Consider the following 16,364-nt stretch of genomic DNA (forward strand, 5'->3'; position numbering starts at 1 on the left):
GCCAAGGGCCTGCGGTCACCCTGCTGGCCTGGCGCCTCTGCGCTGGTTCGCCTGGAATCGCGCCTTCTTCTGGCGGTTCCCGCAGGTGTTCATGTCACACCATTTGCGGGTGCGGCTCTGGCTGGTGTCGAAGAAGGCGGCCCGGCAGGTCGGTGAGGCGCACAAGGCCAGTTTCCCGTCCCGTTCGCCCGCGACGACGCTGATCGCGTCGGCGGCGATCACGCCGAGGGCGTCTTCCACGCGGGAAGCGGAGCCGAGCCGCCAGTGCCGCTCGCCCTCCGCCGTCAGGATCGCCGCGGCCCGGCCCTGGGCGCTGCGGTCGTTGATGACCTGGAGCGCGGACGCGGGGAGAGCCTCCTGGAGCGCGGCCGCTGTCGCGGCGGCGTGAATCGACTCCCTCAGCTCCCGGGCGAGGTCGAGTTGGACAGGGGTGCAGGAGTCGACGGCGAGGCCGTTGACCACCAGCCAGTCGACCAGCCGTTGCGGCGTGGGGATGCGCTCCACGGCGTTGCCCTGACGCTCCGAGAGAGTCCCCGTGAAGCTGGTCGCCAGCACGTTGCCGAGGCGGAAGTCAGGAAACCCATCACGCATGGAACCACCTTAGGCGGTTGCGGCATGGCTCGACAACCTGCTAGAACCGGCAAAGCCGGTTCGCGATGGGTCGTGACCGGTTCCGCGACGGCCAGGAGGTCTCATGCCCCGCCCCACCAGTGACGTGCAAGCTTTCGAAGCCCACGCGACCGACGCCGACTTCGAAGACCTGCGCGCACGATTGGCCGCGGCGCGGCTGCCCGAGGCGGAGACGGTGCACCGCGCCGGGCCCGGCCCTCGCCGTTGGGGGCAGGGCGTTCCTCTCGCCGACCTGGTCGAGGTCGTGGACTACTGGCGTACCGGGTACGACTGGCGGTCGTTCGAAGAGCGCCTCAACAAGATCGGCCAGTTCCGCACGACCATCGAGGACCTGGGAATCCACTTTCTGCACCGCCGGTCGGCGCGCGCGGATGCCACTCCACTGATCCTGACCCACGGCTGGCCAGGCAGCATCGCCGAGTTCATCGACGTAGTGGACGAGCTGGCAGATCCGAAAAACGCGGAAGCGCCGGCGTTCCACGTCGTCATCCCCTCGCTCCCGGGCTTCGGCTACAGCGACAAACCGAGCACGACCGGGTGGGGCACCGAGAAGATCGCGGGCGCGTGGGTGGAACTGATGGACAGGCTCGGCTACGGCGAGTTCGTGGCCCACGGCGGCGACTGGGGAGGCAACATCACCACGGTTCTCGGCGGCAGGTTCCCGGCGCACGTCCTCGGCATCCACACCACGTTCGCGGAGGCACCGCCCGGCTTGACAACGGACGGGCTGACGACGGGCGAGCGCGAATGGACCGAGCAGACCCGCCATTTCTGGCGCCACCGCGCGGCATACGCGAAGCAGCAGGCGACCCGGCCGCAGACCATCGGCTACTCGCTCGTCGACTCGCCCGTCGGGCTCCTCGCCTGGATCCTCGACAAGTTCGCCGAGTGGACAGATACCGAGGACAGCCCGTTCGAGACGATATCCAGGGACCGGATTCTCGACGACGTCACCCTGTACTGGCTGACGCGGACCGGCGCGTCGTCGGCTCGCATCTACTACGAGAGCCACAACTCGCTCGACCCGGAACTGCGGGTCGACGTCCCCTCGGCGATCACCATGTACCCCCGCGACATCGAGAAGTCGCCGCGCGCCTGGGCACAGGAGCGGTACCGGCAGATCGTCCGATGGAGGTCGCCCGAAGCCGGAGGACACTTCCCGTCGCTGGAGGTCCCCGAGCACTTCGTCAAAGACCTGCAAGAGGGCCTCGCGGCGGTGCTGGCCGCTCGTCGGTGAGCGCGGCCGGGTGCCCGGCGGCGCCCGGCCGGCGGCGGCCCCCCAGCAGAGCGCCGGGTCACCCGGGCCCGCCACCTCCACGTGGGAACAAGGTCAGAGTCAGGCTGTCGTGCCGGGCAGCTTGTCGATCAGGGCCGAGAGCTCGTCGAACTCCTGCGGGGTGAGGTCGGTGAGCGGGGGCCGGACCGGGCCCGCGGCGTGTCCGGTGGCGGCCATGCCGGCCTTGACGATGCTGACCGCGTAACCGGCCTGGCGATTGCGGATCTCGGTGTAGGGCAGCACGAAGTCGGACAGCATGCGGGTCACATCGACCTGGCGCAGTTCGCGTACGGCCGCGTAGAAGTCGAGGGCGAAATCGGGCAGGAAGTTGAAGATGGCCGAGGAGTAGGTCGTCACACCCAGCTGAAGGTACGGCAGTGCGTACGTTTCAGCGGTCGGCAGCCCGCCGATGTAGGTGAGACGGTCGCCGAGGCGGGCGTGGATGCGGGTCACGGTGTCGATGTCGCCGACGCCGTCCTTGTAGCCGATCAGGTTGGGGCAGCTGTCGGCGAGACGGGCGACGGTGTCGGCGCGGTACACCGCGTTGGCGCGGCTGTAGATGACGACACCCAGGGACGTGGCGCGGCACACCGCCTCGACGTGCTGGGCCAGCCCTTCCTGGCCGGCTTCGGTGAGGTAGGGAGGGAAGAGCAGGATGCCGTCGGCGCCGGAGCGTTCGGCCGCGGCAGCGAACTCGACCGCGGTGGCGGTCCCGTAGCCGGCCGGGGCCAGGATCGGGGTGCCGTCGGGGGCGCTGTCGGTGGCGGCGGTGACGACCCGTTCGACCTCGTCGGGTGTGAGGGAGAAGAACTCGCCGGTGCCGCCTGCGGCGAAGAGCCCGCCGACGTCGTACCGGCCGAGACGGACGATGTTCCGGCGGTAGGTGTCCTCGTCGAAGGACAGGTCGTCCTTGAAGTGGGTCACCGGGAAGGACAGCAGCCCTGAGCCGATACGGCGGCCGAGTTCTGCCGGGGTGAAGGACGTCATGGGACTGCGTCTCCTGTAGTTGGCGAGTGTGTGTGTCTGTTGCGCGAGGCGGGGGCCGCGCGAGACGGAGGTTGCGCGAGACGGCGTGGGGGACCGGCGGTCCGACCGGGGGCCGGAGAGGCCCGGTGCCCGCGTAGGGGTCCCGCCGCCCGTTGCCGGACTTGTCCGCGCCGGGGCTCGGTGACGCCGAGCGCCGGCCGTCGCTCCCTGGCCGACGGCGGCATGTCAGGGGCGTGTGCCGGACTCGTGGGTGGCGACGGTCCAGGCGCGAGCCTGCTCGCTGAGGGTGAAGCCGAGGCCGGGCCGGGAAGAGACGTGCATCCGACCGTCGCGGATCTCCAGGTGTTCGTTGAACAGGGGCTCCAGCCAGTCGAAGTGCTCCACCCAGGGCTCGATGGGGTAGGCCGCGGCGAGATGGAGGTGGATTTCCATGGCGAAGTGGGGCGCGAGCTGCAACTGGTGGTGTTCGGCCAGGGCAGCCAGCTTGAGGAACTGTGTGATGCCGCCGATGCGAGGCGCGTCGGGCTGGATGATGTCGGCGGCGTCGTGGCGGATGAGCTCGACGTGCTCGGCGACGCTGGCGAGCATCTCGCCGGTGGCGACCGGGGTGTCGAGAGAGGCCGCCAAGGCGGCGTGCCCCTTGGCGTCGTAGGCGTCGAGAGGCTCCTCGATCCAGGCGAGGCCGTACTCCTCCATGGCACGGCCCATACGCTGGGCGGTGGGCCGGTCCCACTGCTGGTTGGCGTCGACCATCAGCGGCACCTCGTCACCGATGTGCTCGCGTACCGCGGTCAGGCGGGCGAGGTCGTACTTCCCGTCGGGGTGACCGACCTTGAGCTTGATCCCGCCGATTCCGCTGGCCAGGGCCGCCTCGGCGTTGTCCAGCACCTGCTCGGTGGGGGCGTGCAGGAAGCCGCCGGAGGTGTTGTAGCAGCGCACGGAGTCACGGTGGGCGCCCAACAGTTTGGCCAGCGGCAGTCCGGCCCGCTTGGCCTTGAGGTCCCACAGGGCGACATCGAAGGCCGCGATGGCCTGGGTGGCCAGGCCGCTGCGGCCCACGGAGGCACCGGCCCACACGAGCTTGGTCCAGATCTTCCCGATGTCGCTGGGGTCCTCGCCGATCAGCGCCTCGGCGACCTCCTTGGCGTGGGCGAACTGACCGGGACCGCCGGCCCGCTTGGAGTAACTGAAGCCCGTACCTTCGTGCCCCTGCTCGGTCGCCAGCTCCACGAACAGGAACGCCACCTCGGTCATCGGCCTCTGCCGGCCGGTGAAGACCTTCGCGTCGCTGATCGGGGTCGCCAGCGGCAGCGTCACCGAGGACAGACGCAACCAGGCGATCCTGTCGAGTGTCGCCTCGCCCTCGGTACGCGCGGCATCAGAGGTCGTGTTCGTCGTGGTCACCACTTCGTGTCCCTGGGGTCGGCGGGTGCGGAATCGTGCGGGCCGGTGCGGATCGTGGCAGTACGGTGCCGGATGACGCACGGTGAGGTGGGTGTACTCCTGGCGCTCCGCCGCCGTGGAACGGTGAGCGGCCGTGGTGCGCCATGTGCGACGGGTTCGACGCTAGGCGCGGTCACGATTTACGTCCAACATAAGTTTTGGATGCGCTCATTCAGGAAGAGCATGTGCCGCACTCCCGCGGTCTCCGGCGAGCGGTCAGAACATCCCCACCCGACATGTGCCCGGCATACGCGCGTCACGAAGGCGTCATTCAAGCACTGTATTGCAACCAACAAAATTGGACATGGACGTGCATCGTGAGGGTCCCTACGGTCAACTCAGCCACCGGTTGTGTGGCGCGGACCACACGCGGCGGCGCAGCCGCATCACCCAGGTCTAGGAGATCCGATCATGCCCGCTGTCGACCGGCAGGACGAGCCGACGACCGCCATCCCCACCGCGACCGCCAGGACAGGTCACATCAGACACCTGATCCTGGCCATGCTCTTCGTCGTCACCACGATCAATTACGCGGACCGCTCCACCCTCTCCATCGCAGGCGACTCCATGCAGGAGGACCTGCACATCAGCTCCGGCGAGCTGGGCGTACTCTTCTCCGCCTTCTCCTGGTCCTACCTCATCGCCCAGATACCCGGCGGCTGGCTACTGGACCGGTTCGGGTCGAAGAAGGTCTACGGCCTGGCCCTGTTCGTCTGGTCGGTCTTCACCATGCTGCAGGGCGCCATCGGCTTCTTCACCGGAGCCGCGGTCGCCTTGCTGTTCGTCCTCCGTTTCGCTGTCGGCTTCGCCGAAGCACCCTCGTTCCCCGGCAACTCGCGCATCGTCGCCGCCTGGTTCCCCACCAAGGAACGGGGCTTCGCCTCCGCCTTGTTCAACTCCGCCCAGTACTTCGCCACCGTCGCCTTCGCCCCGCTGATGGGATGGCTCGTCACCGCCATGGGCTGGGAGCACGTCTTCACGGTCATCGGCGGCATCGGAGTGGTCCTTGCCCTGGTGTGGACGAAGGTCATCTACGCTCCCCGCAGCCACCCCCGCATCCGGAAGAGCGAACTCGACCACATCTCCTCCGGCGGCGCACTGGTCGACCTGGACGCCCCCACCGCCCAGGAGGAGGCGCGAGCCGAGGAAGCCACGGCGGACAAGCAGAATCTGCGGCACATCGGGACGCTGCTGAGGAACCGCATCACCCTCGGCGTCTTCATCGGCCAGTACTTCATCAACACCATCACCTGGTTCTTCCTGACCTGGTTCCCGGTGTACCTGGTGCAGGAGCGCGGCATGAGCATCCTCGAAGCCGGGTTCGTCTCCTCGCTGCCCGCCCTGTGCGGATTCGTCGGCGGCATCCTGGGCGGCTGGCTCTCCGACCGTCTGGCCCGGCGGGGCGTCAGCCTGACCGCCGCCCGCAAGATCCCCATCGTCACCGGCCTGTTGCTGTCGACCAGCATCATCATCTGCAACTACGTGACCGCCTCCTGGCTCGTCGTTCTGATCATGTCCCTGTCCTTCTTCGGCAAGGGGATGGGCGCGCTCGGCTGGGCTGTCATGTCCGATGTCGCCCCCAAGCAGATCGCGGGCCTGGCCGGCGGTGTCTTCAACACCTTCGGCGCCGTCGCCGGCATCGTCACACCGCTCGTCATCGGCTGGCTCCTCGACGCCACCGGCTCCTTCGACCTGGCCCTCGCCTTCGTCAGCGCCTGCGCGGCCATGGCCGTGGTCAGCTACCTCGTCATCGTCCGCGAGATCAAGCGCGTCGAGCTGCCCGGCCATGGCCACGCCACCGCATAAGCCCCCAGCCGCTCCAGCGCTGCACCTGACGTGCCTTCGAGCCACCTGGTTCGGAGGTCTCGTCGTTTCCCACGCGACGCACACGCCCCCGATGATCGCCGTCCGCTCGACGCCGTGCCTCACGGAGAGAGCTCGTGGTTCCCCGCCATCCTCGAGAACGTCGGCAACGACGGCACACAGATCCGCGCCTTGGGGGTCACTGCCTGTGGCGCCGTGCGCGCTTCGTGCGTCGCAGAGGGTGCACCAGCAGGGCGACGAGTCGGGGTCCGGCGAGGAAGAGCAGCGCGACGCCGGCAACCACGGCAGACGTGATCCACGAGCCGGCGGACCAGCCGCGTGCGCCCCCTGAGCCGCTGCTGGAGCCCTCGCCAGTGGCACCACTCGTACTGCCCGCGCTGCTCGTACCGCCCATGCTGTTCATGCCGCCCACGCTGGTCGTGCTGGTCATCCCGCTCGTGCCGCTCATGCCGTCCATACCGCTCGTGACATAGCGGCCGCCCGCGCTGCTCAGACTGCCGACGCTGCCGCTCGAAGCACCCGAAGTTCCCGAAACGGCGAAGGTACGGGCCGGAGTGAGGGCGCCCGCTCCAGCTCCTGCGGGGGTCCCCGTGGCGTTGGACGCTTGCGCGGGGCCGCATAGGGCAGCCGCAGAGGCGGCATGCGAGGCGATGAAGGTACCCCCGAGCAAGGCGACGAGTAAGGCGAGGACGGTCGTGATGCGCATGGTTCCCCCTGTGGAGCGCAACGGTTCCCCTGTGGGGGCGACGGAGCGGACGGGAACGGCCACGGACGGACGATGGCGGTACCAGCACCCGGCGGAACCCGGGCCCCTCTTCCTTCTTCCCACCGAGGAGCGGATTCCTACCCAGAAGAGCCGCCGACCCGCTGCCTCACCGGCGATCAGCGCCCGGTACGGCGTCTGGCGTGCCCCGCGGGCACACTCCGTTGGACATCGCGGCGGGCCTTGACCACGGTGACGGCCGTGTCAGAGCCCAGTGGCATCCGTGTGGCCGACTACGACCCGAGCCGGCCCCGGCAGACCGCTGCCGCGATCGGCGCAGTGCGGGCAGCGGCACCCGGACTGTTCCCGGAACTGGAACACATCGGCTCGACCGCTGTCCCGGGACTGGCGGCCGAGCCCGTCATCGCGGCCCGGCCGGGTATGGCCGGGCCGGCGAGTGCCCCCGAATGTGCTCGGCGGTTTCCCCTGCTTCGCGACTCAGTCGTCAGTCAGTGCGCGGGGGTGTTGAACGAGATCCAGACGTCAGGAGGCACGTCGGGCCGGCCTGGCACCGGTCTGCGTTCCTGTGACCATGCCTCGCCTGCGATCTCCGTGGCGACGCGACGCCAGAAGCGCACAGCGGAGTCGTTGGCCTCCTGGAACGCGACCTCCCACGGGCCCGGGTGCATGGCCACGACCTCCTGAACAGCGCGCAGCCCGATGCCCGTTCGGCGTGCGCCGCGCACCACGAAGAAGCTGTTCAGCACCCGCGTCGGGGAACTCAGACCGCGGACGAACGCGAAGCCGGCAGGACTGTCACCACTCGTGAGGAGGTAGGGCGCCCAGTCCGGCTCCAAGAAGGCTTTGTGGAGCCGGTCGCTGCGGAAGGTTCCGTCGGCGTGGGGCAACCGGCCGACGAACTCCGACATGTCATGGCTGAACATCAGCCAGAGCCGCTCCACGACGGGGCGGTCGGCGGCGCCTGCGAGTCGAACGGATACGTCTGGCATGGGACTTATTGTGCCGCGTGTGGTCGACCCGCGAGCTCCCGCTTCTCCGGCTCCACCTCTCCTGGCGGACTTCCGGGCCAGCTCGCCGTGTCAAGTCGGCCGCCCTCGGCGGGTGGCTCGGTCGTGCCGCCGGGCAGCTGCCAGCGCCCGGAGCCCCGTCGTCGGGGCGGCACCACGCCCCCACCAGCAGTGGTCTCCATGAGTGCGTGCCGGCGGTCTCGAAGCCCACACGGCACCCCGACGGCGACGTCAGAGCCATGAAGCGGCTCGTGGCGCACAACCGCGCGGCCCGTGAGGCGCCGCCCCCGCCTTCGCTCACATCGCGCGGGGGCCGCGCGTTACGTCGGCGGGCACGTGAGTCCGGCCGCGACGGAATCGAGGATCCAGTCCGATCCGGTCGAAAAGGAGGTCTCGGCGTCCACCTCCGTGCCGTCGTACACGGCCTTGGCCAACTGGTCGGCGACGGTTCCGTGGCCGTGTACGGCGTGAACCGCGCACTCGTCGCCCAGCGGAACAGCGGTGGCCACGTCAAGGTGTACGCGCAGTTCCGCGTGCCACTGGACTGGCACAGGAACCTGGACCCGGCCGAAGCCCTCGCCCTCTTCGACGAGCTCCAGCCGTCCTGAGTGTCAGGCGCGAAAGCAGCGGCACCAGCAACTCGCCACGGCCCCACGTGCCAGTACGGCACCGGCACCGCTGCGGCGTCGACCGGGCGAGCGCGGTCGTGATGCCTCAGAGGTGAAGCACGCTCTTCCCCCTCCGAGCGGGGCCTGACGGAGCAGGCTGGGGCTCCGGCGCTCTGGCGGGGACCACCGGGCCGCTGGGTCCGCCCGTGTGTCACCCGCACCGCCCGTGTGCCACGTGGACCGGCCCTGGTGTCGCCTCGCCCCCGGTGCATCTGGACCGCGCGTGTGTCACCTGGATCCGCCCTGGTGCACCTGGATCCGCACGGCTGTCGCCGCGACCGCGGCACATGCGGGCCGTTCGGCGAGGTGACCGGCCGGACGGGTGACGACACGAAGGGATGCGCTGGGGATTTACGCCCTCGACGCGTAGACAAGAGGGGCGTTCCACCTGTGCCGGCCTGTGGGGATGTCCTCATGCGGCAGCGAACCGACTCCGCGCAGCGACTGCCGCCACGCGCCGGCCTACGAGCGCGTGGCAACGCTTTGAACAGCAGGGAGACGACCATTGACTGTGGTGCTTCCCAGGACGCGGGCCCTCGCGGACGTCCGGAGGGGCTACGTCGTCGGCACCTGCACAGCGCGTCGGCCGCGCCGTGGTGAGACCGCACCCGGGGTGACACCACCGGAGTCGGTGGTGGCCTCCCGATGAGGACTCGCCTGAGCCGGGGAGTCGCGGACCTGCACCCGGCCTACGCCGCCTTGGTGATGGCGACCGGCATCGTCTCCACCGGGCTCGCAGCCTTCGACTGGCAGGTGCTCTCCGACATCCTCCTGGCCGTGGCCGCCCTCGCCTTCGTCCTGCTCGTGGTGGCCTATGTATGGCGTGCGGTCGCCTTTCCCGGGCGGGTACGGGCGGATACCCGGGATCCCGGGCGGGCGTTCGGCTACTTCTCCCTCGTAGCCGCTCCCAACGTGCTGGCCAGCCGGCTGGCTCTCGACGGTCACACGCTGGCCACCGCAGCCCTCGCCGCGGCGAGTGTTCCGGTCTGGCTGGTGCTCACCTACGCGATCCCCGGTGCCATGGTGGTAGGACGCCGCCGGAGACCGGTGCTGCCGAGAACGAACGGCAGCTGGTTCATGTGGGTGGTCGGCACGCAGTCGCTGGCCGGCGTGACCGCCGCCCTCGCCGCGGCCGAACCCGGTCTGACGGCGGCCTTCGCCCCGCTGGCCGTCGCGTTCTGGGGGATCGGGGTGGTGCTGTACCTGATGCTGGTCGGCCTCGTCACCGTCCGCCTCCTCGACGACCCGGTCACCCCGCACGCGCTGAGCCCGACCTACTGGGTCTACATGGGCGCCACGGCCATCAGCGTGCTCGCCGCGGCCGGCCTCCTCGCGCTGCCCGCCTCCCTGCCGGTCATGACGGAGACCCGGCAGGTGATCTCCGGGCTGGCGTTCCTGCTGTGGGCCTTCGGCACGTGGTGGATTCCGTTCCTGCTGTCGTTCGGCGTGCGGCGCCACCTGATCGAGCGGGAGCGGGTGGGATACGAGCCCACGCTGTGGAGCATGGTCTTCCCCCTCGGCATGTACGGCGCGGCCAGCGCGAGTTACGGCCGTGTGACGGGCATGGACTTCATGGTCGACATCGCCCGGGTGGAGGTGTGGATCGGCCTCGCCGCATGGGCTGCCGTAGCCGTCGCCATGGGCAGAGCGCTCCTGTTCCCGAGAAAGGAAGAAGCCGCCCCGGCACAGCACGAGGCACACCAGGACCGGTGAGGGGGCGGGCACAGCCGTCGAAAGGCGCTGCGAACGGGTCGCTGCGCGGTAGGCGGGCAGTCGATGGTGACCTTTCGCAGCAGCGAGATGAAAGGGACGGTGGAACATGAGCAGCGAGCGTGTCGTGGACATCTGGGGGCCGCGTACCCCCTTCACCTCGGGAACCTCGTGGCCCCGGCGAGTGGACCAGTACCTCGCCGACGGAGTCACCGAGGCCGACGTGGAGGAGTGGGTACGGGGCGCCTGCCTGCTGTGCTCGAACGGGTGCGGCCTCGAAGTGGCCGTCAAGGACGGGCAGATGGTCGGTGTGCGGGGGCGGGCCGAAGACCGCGTCAACCACGGGCGGCTCGGCCCGAAGGGCCTGTACGGATGGCAGGGCCAGCAGCACGACCGGCTGACCACCCCGCTGATCCGCGAGGGCGGACGGCTGGTGGAGACCGACTGGGAAACGGCCATGGCGGCGGTGGTGGAGCGCTCCCGGTCACTGCTGGAGACCAAGGGCCCGCTCAGCCACGCCTTCTACACCTCCGGGCAGCTGATGGTAGAGGAGTACTACACGCTCTGCGTCATCGGGAAGGCGGGGATCGGCACCCCGCACATGGACGGCAACACCCGCCTGTGCACGGCCACCGCTGCCTCCGCCTTCCAGGAGTCCTTCGGCTCCGACGGCCAGCCCGGCTCCTACACCGACGTCGACAGCTGCGACGCGCTGTTCCTGTTCGGGCACAACGTCGCCGAGACGCAGAGTGTGCTGTGGACCCGTATGCTCGACCGCCTCGACGCCGCCGACCCACCTCGGCTGGTGTGTGTGGACCCGCGGCGCACCAAAGTGGCCGAACGTGCCACGGTTCACCTGCCCGTCCGCAACGGCACCAACCTCGCGCTGATGAACGCCCTGGTGCACGAGCTGATCGCTCGCGGCTGGGTGAACGAGGACTACGTGCGGGCGCACACGGTGGGCTTCGACGCGCTCGACCGCCTCACCCGGGACGCGACCCCTGAGTGGGCGGCAGAGATCTGCGGAGTGCCCGCGCGCGACATCCGGGCGGCAGCAGAGATCTTCGGCACCGGCGAGCGGGTGGTCTCCACCTGCTCGATGGGCTTCTACCAGTCCCACCAGGCCACCGCGGCCTCCTGCCAGGTCAACAACCTCCACCTGCTGCGAGGCATGCTCGGCCGCCCCGGCGCAGGGATCCTTCAAATGAACGGCCAGCCCTCGGCGGAGAACAACCGGGAGGCAGGATGCGGGCCCGCTCTGCCCGGCTTCCGCAACTGGGACAACCCCGACCACGTGCGCGAGCTGGCCGACCTGTGGAACGTGGACCCGCTGGTGATCCCGCACTGGTCCGCACCCACCGACGCCAACGCCATCCTCCGCTTCGCCGAGCAGGGGTCGATCGGATTCCTGTGGATCGCCGGCACGAACCCGGCCGTGTCCCAGACCGACCTCGCCCGCACCCGCCGCATCCTCTCCGGCGACCAGTGCTTCGTCGTGGTCTCCGACGGCTACCGCACGGAGACCACCGAGCTGGCGGACGTGGTGCTGCCGGCGGCGCTGTGGGCGGAGAAGACCGGTACGTTCACCAACGTGGACCGCACGGTGCACCTCCAGGAGAAGGCCGTCGAACCGCCCGGCCAGGCCCGCGGCGACCAGGCCATCTGGACCGACTACGCACGCCGTATGGGATTCGCCGACAAGGACGGACACCCGCTCCCCGCCTGGGACACCCCCGAGCAGGCATTCGAGGCGTGGAAGGCGGCAAGCGCCGGCCGGCCCTGCGACTACTCGGGCCTCACCTACCGGAAACTCCACGACGTCGGCGGCGTGCAGTGGCCGTGCACGCGCGACGCCCCCGACGGCACCGAACGCCTCTTCACCGACGGCGTCTTCAACACCGCCGACGAGAGGTGCGAGACCTACGGACACCACCTGGCGACCGGCGCCCCGGTTGGCGAGACCGCCTACCGGGCCCGCAGGGTCGACGGCCGGGCCATCCTCAAGACCGCCGCCTACGATCACCCCTACGAGGTACCCGACGAGACCTACCCGCTGCGGCTGACCACCGGCCGCACCGTCTACCACTGGCACACCCGCACCAAAACGAAGCGGAGCCGCCAGCTGAACGAGGCCGCCCCCGCCATGTGGGTCGAGGTCTCCCAGCCCGACGCGCAGCGGCTCGGCATCGCCGAGGGCGACGTCGTGCGCGTCACGTCCCGGCGCGGCAGCATCGAGGCACCCGCCCGGATCTCCCACGTACGCGAAGGTGTGGTCTTCGCTCCCTGGCACTACGGAGACCCGGAAACCGCCGCCAACGAACTCACGCTCAACGGCTGGGACCCGGTCTCCAAGCAGCCCGAACTCAAAGTCGCCGCGGTATCCGTCACCCGGATCCGACCCGGGGACGGCCCCGCGCCCGCCCCCACCACCACGGCCTCCGCGCCCGTGCGTCCTTTCGCCGACACCGGCAGGGAGTGAGAAGAACCCATGCACCTGGTCACCTACCTGCACTTCCTCCACGCGACGGAGGAAACGCTGAGCGCCGGCTACCGGACCGTTTCCGACGGACACTTCGCAGACGGGGACGTGCACTGGACCACGGCACGCTTCGCCCGCCAGTGCACCGCACACGCCCGAGCGCTGACACCCGTCCTGGACCGCTGTGCGCCAGCGGAGGAACCCGCCCCGGAACGCCTGCACGCCCAAGGAGTGACCTCGGCCCGCAACGGACCGGCCGGCCTGCTGCGTGACCTACAGGACCTCTACCAGCTCACCAACCTGGTCGACATCACCTGGACGCTCATCCGGCAAGCAGCCAGCGCCGCCCGGGACCGCGACCTGATCCACCTCACCCAGCAGTACGGCGAGGAGACGACGGCCCAACTCGACTGGCTCCGCATGCGTATGAAGGCCGCGGCACCGCAGACCCTGATCGTCGCCACTTGAGCCGAGATCAGCACGAAGCGGCGGGAGGACGCCTCTCCTTTGACGATCCGCCCTCCCGCGCCGCGACGGCTCCGAAGCGAAGGGCCGACGAGGAGGCTGCCTGTTTGCCTTCTCCCGTCGGTCTCGAACCGAGGCTGGAGGGTGCCCCATGATGGTTCACCGTGTTCTCAGGTCCTTGGCGGCGGACGTGTGGGACGTCGTCCGTGCCGCGAGCCCGACACACCTGAGCCTGCGTACCAGGCTCGTGAAGGCCTTCGTCCTCACCGTGATCGTCGACGTCATCGCCGGTGTCTGCATCTACTTCGCGGAGCGGCATGCTCCCACCACAGGGGTGCACAACTTCGGCGACGCCCTGTTCTGGACGACGGCCCAGATGACGACGCTCTCCTCGTCGCTGACGAACCCTCTCACCGGCGTCGGCAAGGCGATCTCCGTCATCATCGACATCTATGCCATCACGGTGGTCAGCACCTTGGCAGGCATCTTCAGCGCCTTCTTCTACCACCGCGGAGAGGAAAGCGAACGGCGCGACGGCCGGGACTGACCACGCGACACGCGTGTGCTTCAGCCGGATCGGTTGCACGTCCTGCGGCTGCGCGGTGCGGCGTCGAAAGGCGCGCCAGCTCGTCCCACTGCCCGTGTGTACTCCCACGGTGTGTCACGCCGTCCCAGAGTGGAGTCAGACCTGCCCCGAACGCGGGCCCGGGCCCGTGAGCGATCGGCGGGACAGCGAGGTGGTCCGCGTGGTCCGCGCCGAGGCCGGCATCCGCCCGCTCCTCCAGGACACTGCCGAAGCCGAACAGCTGCAATCGATTGGCCGGCTGTGGGTAGAGTCGTTGACCGTGACTGATGAGTGGCGGCAGGATCGCGTAGGCAGCGCGCTGCGGGGCGAGAATCCGACGGTGCTCAGGAGGTTGGCAGCCGGATTCGCCGCGATCGGGGACGTGCAGTTCCTGCCTGGGTACTCGGTGCTTCTGGTCGACGACCCTCACGTGCAGCGGCTGTCGGAGCTGTCTCGCGGTAGGCGGCTGGCGTTCCTGGCCGACATGGACAAACTCGGCGAGGCCGTCGAACGCGCCTGCAAACGGTTGGACCCGGCCTTCCGGCGAGTCAACCTGGAGATCCTCGGGAACACCGACCCGTTCCTCCACGCGCACGTGTGGCCGCGGTTCGCCTGGGAGCCACCCGAACTGCTGGGTAAACCTGTGTGGCTGTATCCGCGTGAATGGTGGAGCGATGAAGGCCATGCGCTCGGCCTTCGGCATGCCGCTCTACGCGAGGCAATCGACGAGGAACTGGCCCTGCTCGCGTCCTGACCGTTCGGGGGCAGGGACGTCATGATCGGTGGCTCAGCGCTTTGGGCGGCATGCCCTGTGAAGGTGACGGGGCTAGAAGAGATCCTTCCGCATCAACGTGCAGGTGGTCTCGTAGCGGCGCAACGATCCATCAGGCGCTTGCTCGTCCCACGCGTCCGGCCGGCGGTCGTACGCGACATACCCCAGTCGTTCGTAGAGTGCCCGTGCGCGGGAATTGTGTTCCTCCACTGCCAACTCGGCCTGCCGCAGACCGCGGCTCCTGATGCGCTGTTCTGCGGCTTCGACAAGAAACGTGCCGATCCCGCACGACTGCAACGCGGGGTGGACCGCCAGCTGCCACAGAGTGCCGACTCCGTCCTTGGCCTGGTAGTCGACGCCACCTTTCGCCACCGGGATGTCGGTTGCGGGGCAGACCGCAAGGTAGTCGACCTCCCCGGTTCGCGCACGTTCCAACTGCTCGGCGACAACAGACAGGTGGTGGTCGGACCCGGCCCACCCGCACGATGCCAGGTCCGCGTGCAGCAAGTCACGGGCTGACAGCTTCATCACGATGTCGGTCATCTTCCCCTGCCTCCGGCCACCCAACTGCTGACGAGCCCAACTCGACAACATCACCTTCAAGACGATATTCCACGGGCTTCCCGCGAAGTCCTCTCCCCCCGTGGGGAGTCGCATGCGTCGAGAACCGGGTCAGACCGCGGTGAGTGAGAGGCCGCCGGTCCAGGGACCGTCGAAGTCGGCAGCGGTGAGCGTGACGCCGGTCACCACGCGTACGGCGAGGATGAGGCAGCCCTCGGGCTCCCCGGTATCGGCTTCGCCGGTCGGCTCGCAGTCGTCGGAGGCGTCGAAGCCGACCGCGGTGAGGGAGGCGACGACGGGGTGGGTGGTGTCCACGCTGCCCGAGGGGCCCTCGAAGTAGCCACCGGACAGGTCGAGGCGGCCGAGCACGGCGCCGTCCTGGGCGAGGGTGGCCGTCTTCGTGTCGGGGTCGCGGTAGGCACTGAGGGCGGTGCGGCCGTCGGCGGCGAGAGCGCGCAGGACCTCGTCGTCGAAGCCGATCCAGCTCTCGCATTCGACGGTGAGGGTCCAGCCGCCGGGCATTTCCCGGGCGAGTATGAAGGCGCCTCCGTCCCGGCCGAGGTGGGGCAGGTGTGCGGCCCGGTTCGGGTCCTCGGGGCAGGGGACTGGGTCGGCGACGCCCATGAGGCGGAGTGTTTCGGTGAGTGGGCAGGGGGCGAGGGTGACGCACCAGCCTTCGCCGAACATTTCGTCCAGATCCACGGTGTCGAGGCCTTCCTACTCCGGTTCGTCGGTCGGCGATGTGAGCCCGCATGGGCTTCTCCTGGAAGAACTAGCACGGCCGGAAGGACTCACACGACCCACTGGCGCGGGCTCACGTCATGGGAGGACTCAGCTGCCGGGCCTGCGCCGACGAGGGCCCGGCGGGAGGGGACCGGCGGTACGCCCGTGATCAGCGGATTGACGATCACGCTCGTCGTGCAGAACACCAACGCGGTGACCTCGCAGGGCAGTTGGCAATGTCTCGGATCGGCCAGCATCGAGCTGCCCGCACACCTGGTGGCACGCTGGGCCCCCGGCGGATCCCACGTCGAAGTCGTCGACTCCCACCGATGCCGGTTCACCGTCGGCGGCTGGTCGTGGGCCGGGATCGCCGGCCTGGTCGTCACCTTCGACGCAGATCTGAGCCACGTGCGGCCGGCCGAACTCCGTGACGCGATGGCGCGGATCACCTCGCGTCTGCACCGAGCACGACAGGTCGCCGAGGCGGACGGGCCTCGCTCGTCCTCCAGCCCCTGAGCGCGCGCGTCACT

Annotated in this window: 15 protein-coding genes and 2 pseudogenes; 11 read left to right on the forward strand and 6 right to left on the reverse strand. The window is 69.4% G+C overall.

The features are described 5' to 3' along the window. Positions 1-15 precede the first annotated feature (15 nt). Complete coding sequence (locus tag DQ392_RS17395) at positions 16-591, reverse strand: CGNR zinc finger domain-containing protein (RefSeq protein ID WP_114016531.1); 576 nt, start codon at positions 589-591, stop codon at positions 16-18. Positions 592-694: 103 nt separating this feature from the next. On the opposite strand from DQ392_RS17395, the gene DQ392_RS17400 reads away from it, so the two are divergent. After that, positions 695-1,867: an epoxide hydrolase family protein gene (locus DQ392_RS17400; protein WP_114016532.1), complete on the forward strand. Its 1,173-nt coding sequence runs from the start codon at positions 695-697 to the stop codon at positions 1,865-1,867. Positions 1,868-1,966: 99 nt separating this feature from the next. Here DQ392_RS17400 and kdgD read toward each other — a convergent pair whose 3' ends face one another. Then, positions 1,967-2,893, reverse strand: coding sequence for a 5-dehydro-4-deoxyglucarate dehydratase (gene kdgD, locus DQ392_RS17405; RefSeq protein WP_114016533.1), 927 nt, complete (start codon positions 2,891-2,893; stop codon positions 1,967-1,969). 225 nt (positions 2,894-3,118) lie between these two features. Further along, positions 3,119-4,300: an L-talarate/galactarate dehydratase gene (locus DQ392_RS17410; protein WP_114016534.1), complete on the reverse strand. Its 1,182-nt coding sequence runs from the start codon at positions 4,298-4,300 to the stop codon at positions 3,119-3,121. Between the two features lie 447 nt (positions 4,301-4,747). On the opposite strand from DQ392_RS17410, the gene DQ392_RS17415 reads away from it, so the two are divergent. From DQ392_RS17415 to DQ392_RS17425, 3 genes and pseudogenes are all read left to right on the forward strand, one after another. Beyond that, entirely contained in the window at positions 4,748-6,142 is a 1,395-nt protein-coding gene (locus DQ392_RS17415; RefSeq protein WP_114016535.1) for an MFS transporter, read from the forward strand. Between the two features lie 308 nt (positions 6,143-6,450). Beyond that, positions 6,451-6,633 carry a hypothetical protein gene (locus tag DQ392_RS17420; protein WP_114016536.1) on the forward strand — a complete coding sequence of 61 codons (183 nt, stop codon included), beginning with the start codon at positions 6,451-6,453 and terminating at the stop codon, positions 6,631-6,633. A gap of 305 nt (positions 6,634-6,938) precedes the next feature. Next, positions 6,939-7,277, forward strand: a pseudogene (locus tag DQ392_RS17425) (GrpB family protein); the annotation flags it as partial. A gap of 95 nt (positions 7,278-7,372) precedes the next feature. On the opposite strand, the gene DQ392_RS17430 reads toward DQ392_RS17425, so the two are convergent. After that, on the reverse strand, positions 7,373-7,873 hold the full coding sequence (locus DQ392_RS17430; protein ID WP_114016537.1) for a GNAT family N-acetyltransferase: 501 nt from the start codon (positions 7,871-7,873) through the stop codon (positions 7,373-7,375). Between the two features lie 443 nt (positions 7,874-8,316). On the opposite strand from DQ392_RS17430, the pseudogene DQ392_RS17440 reads away from it, so the two are divergent. The 6 genes and pseudogenes from DQ392_RS17440 to DQ392_RS17465 form a co-directional block, all read left to right on the forward strand. Next, positions 8,317-8,481 (forward strand): annotated as a pseudogene (locus DQ392_RS17440) (FAD-dependent monooxygenase); the annotation flags it as partial. A 723-nt stretch (positions 8,482-9,204) separates the two neighbouring features. After that, positions 9,205-10,272 carry a tellurite resistance/C4-dicarboxylate transporter family protein gene (locus DQ392_RS17445; RefSeq protein WP_114016538.1) on the forward strand — a complete coding sequence of 356 codons (1,068 nt, stop codon included), beginning with the start codon at positions 9,205-9,207 and terminating at the stop codon, positions 10,270-10,272. A gap of 106 nt (positions 10,273-10,378) precedes the next feature. Next, entirely contained in the window at positions 10,379-12,748 is a 2,370-nt protein-coding gene (locus DQ392_RS17450; protein ID WP_114016539.1) for a molybdopterin oxidoreductase family protein, read from the forward strand. 9 nt (positions 12,749-12,757) lie between these two features. Continuing rightward, positions 12,758-13,216, forward strand: a complete 459-nt coding sequence (locus tag DQ392_RS17455) for a hypothetical protein (protein ID WP_114016540.1) — start codon at positions 12,758-12,760, stop codon at positions 13,214-13,216. Positions 13,217-13,364: 148 nt separating this feature from the next. Beyond that, positions 13,365-13,760, forward strand: coding sequence for a hypothetical protein (locus tag DQ392_RS17460; RefSeq protein WP_114016541.1), 396 nt, complete (start codon positions 13,365-13,367; stop codon positions 13,758-13,760). A 298-nt stretch (positions 13,761-14,058) separates the two neighbouring features. Then, a complete protein-coding gene (locus tag DQ392_RS17465; RefSeq protein ID WP_114016611.1) occupies positions 14,059-14,532 on the forward strand; it encodes an HIT family protein in 474 nt (157 codons plus the stop codon). Between the two features lie 72 nt (positions 14,533-14,604). Here DQ392_RS17465 and DQ392_RS17470 read toward each other — a convergent pair whose 3' ends face one another. Together DQ392_RS17470 and DQ392_RS17475 are read right to left on the reverse strand one after the other, a co-directional pair. Further along, the gene (locus tag DQ392_RS17470; protein ID WP_114016612.1) at positions 14,605-15,093 is read right to left on the reverse strand and encodes a GNAT family N-acetyltransferase; all 489 of its coding nucleotides are present in this window, start codon (positions 15,091-15,093) and stop codon (positions 14,605-14,607) included. Positions 15,094-15,222: 129 nt separating this feature from the next. Next, a complete protein-coding gene (locus DQ392_RS17475; RefSeq protein ID WP_114016542.1) occupies positions 15,223-15,813 on the reverse strand; it encodes a DUF6461 domain-containing protein in 591 nt (196 codons plus the stop codon). Positions 15,814-15,999: 186 nt separating this feature from the next. On the opposite strand from DQ392_RS17475, the gene DQ392_RS17480 reads away from it, so the two are divergent. Next, positions 16,000-16,350: a WYL domain-containing protein gene (locus DQ392_RS17480; protein ID WP_114016543.1), complete on the forward strand. Its 351-nt coding sequence runs from the start codon at positions 16,000-16,002 to the stop codon at positions 16,348-16,350. The last annotated feature ends 14 nt before the right edge of the window (positions 16,351-16,364 follow it).

Origin of the sequence: Streptomyces reniochalinae (genome assembly GCF_003323735.1) — a bacterium.
GTDB classification, from domain to species: Bacteria; Actinomycetota; Actinomycetes; order Streptomycetales; family Streptomycetaceae; genus Streptomyces; species Streptomyces reniochalinae.

Coding starts and splice junctions, on each gene's coding strand:
- DQ392_RS17450 (WP_114016539.1), top strand. CDS start 10,379: ATGAGCAGCGAGCGTGTCGTGGACATCTGGGGGCCGCGTACCCCCTTC.
- kdgD (WP_114016533.1), bottom strand. CDS start 2,893: ATGACGTCCTTCACCCCGGCAGAACTCGGCCGCCGTATCGGCTCAGGG.
- DQ392_RS17430 (WP_114016537.1), bottom strand. CDS start 7,873: ATGCCAGACGTATCCGTTCGACTCGCAGGCGCCGCCGACCGCCCCGTC.
- DQ392_RS17470 (WP_114016612.1), bottom strand. CDS start 15,093: ATGACCGACATCGTGATGAAGCTGTCAGCCCGTGACTTGCTGCACGCG.
- DQ392_RS17455 (WP_114016540.1), top strand. CDS start 12,758: ATGCACCTGGTCACCTACCTGCACTTCCTCCACGCGACGGAGGAAACG.
- DQ392_RS17415 (WP_114016535.1), top strand. CDS start 4,748: ATGCCCGCTGTCGACCGGCAGGACGAGCCGACGACCGCCATCCCCACC.
- DQ392_RS17445 (WP_114016538.1), top strand. CDS start 9,205: ATGAGGACTCGCCTGAGCCGGGGAGTCGCGGACCTGCACCCGGCCTAC.
- DQ392_RS17400 (WP_114016532.1), top strand. CDS start 695: ATGCCCCGCCCCACCAGTGACGTGCAAGCTTTCGAAGCCCACGCGACC.
- DQ392_RS17460 (WP_114016541.1), top strand. CDS start 13,365: ATGATGGTTCACCGTGTTCTCAGGTCCTTGGCGGCGGACGTGTGGGAC.
- DQ392_RS17395 (WP_114016531.1), bottom strand. CDS start 591: ATGCGTGATGGGTTTCCTGACTTCCGCCTCGGCAACGTGCTGGCGACC.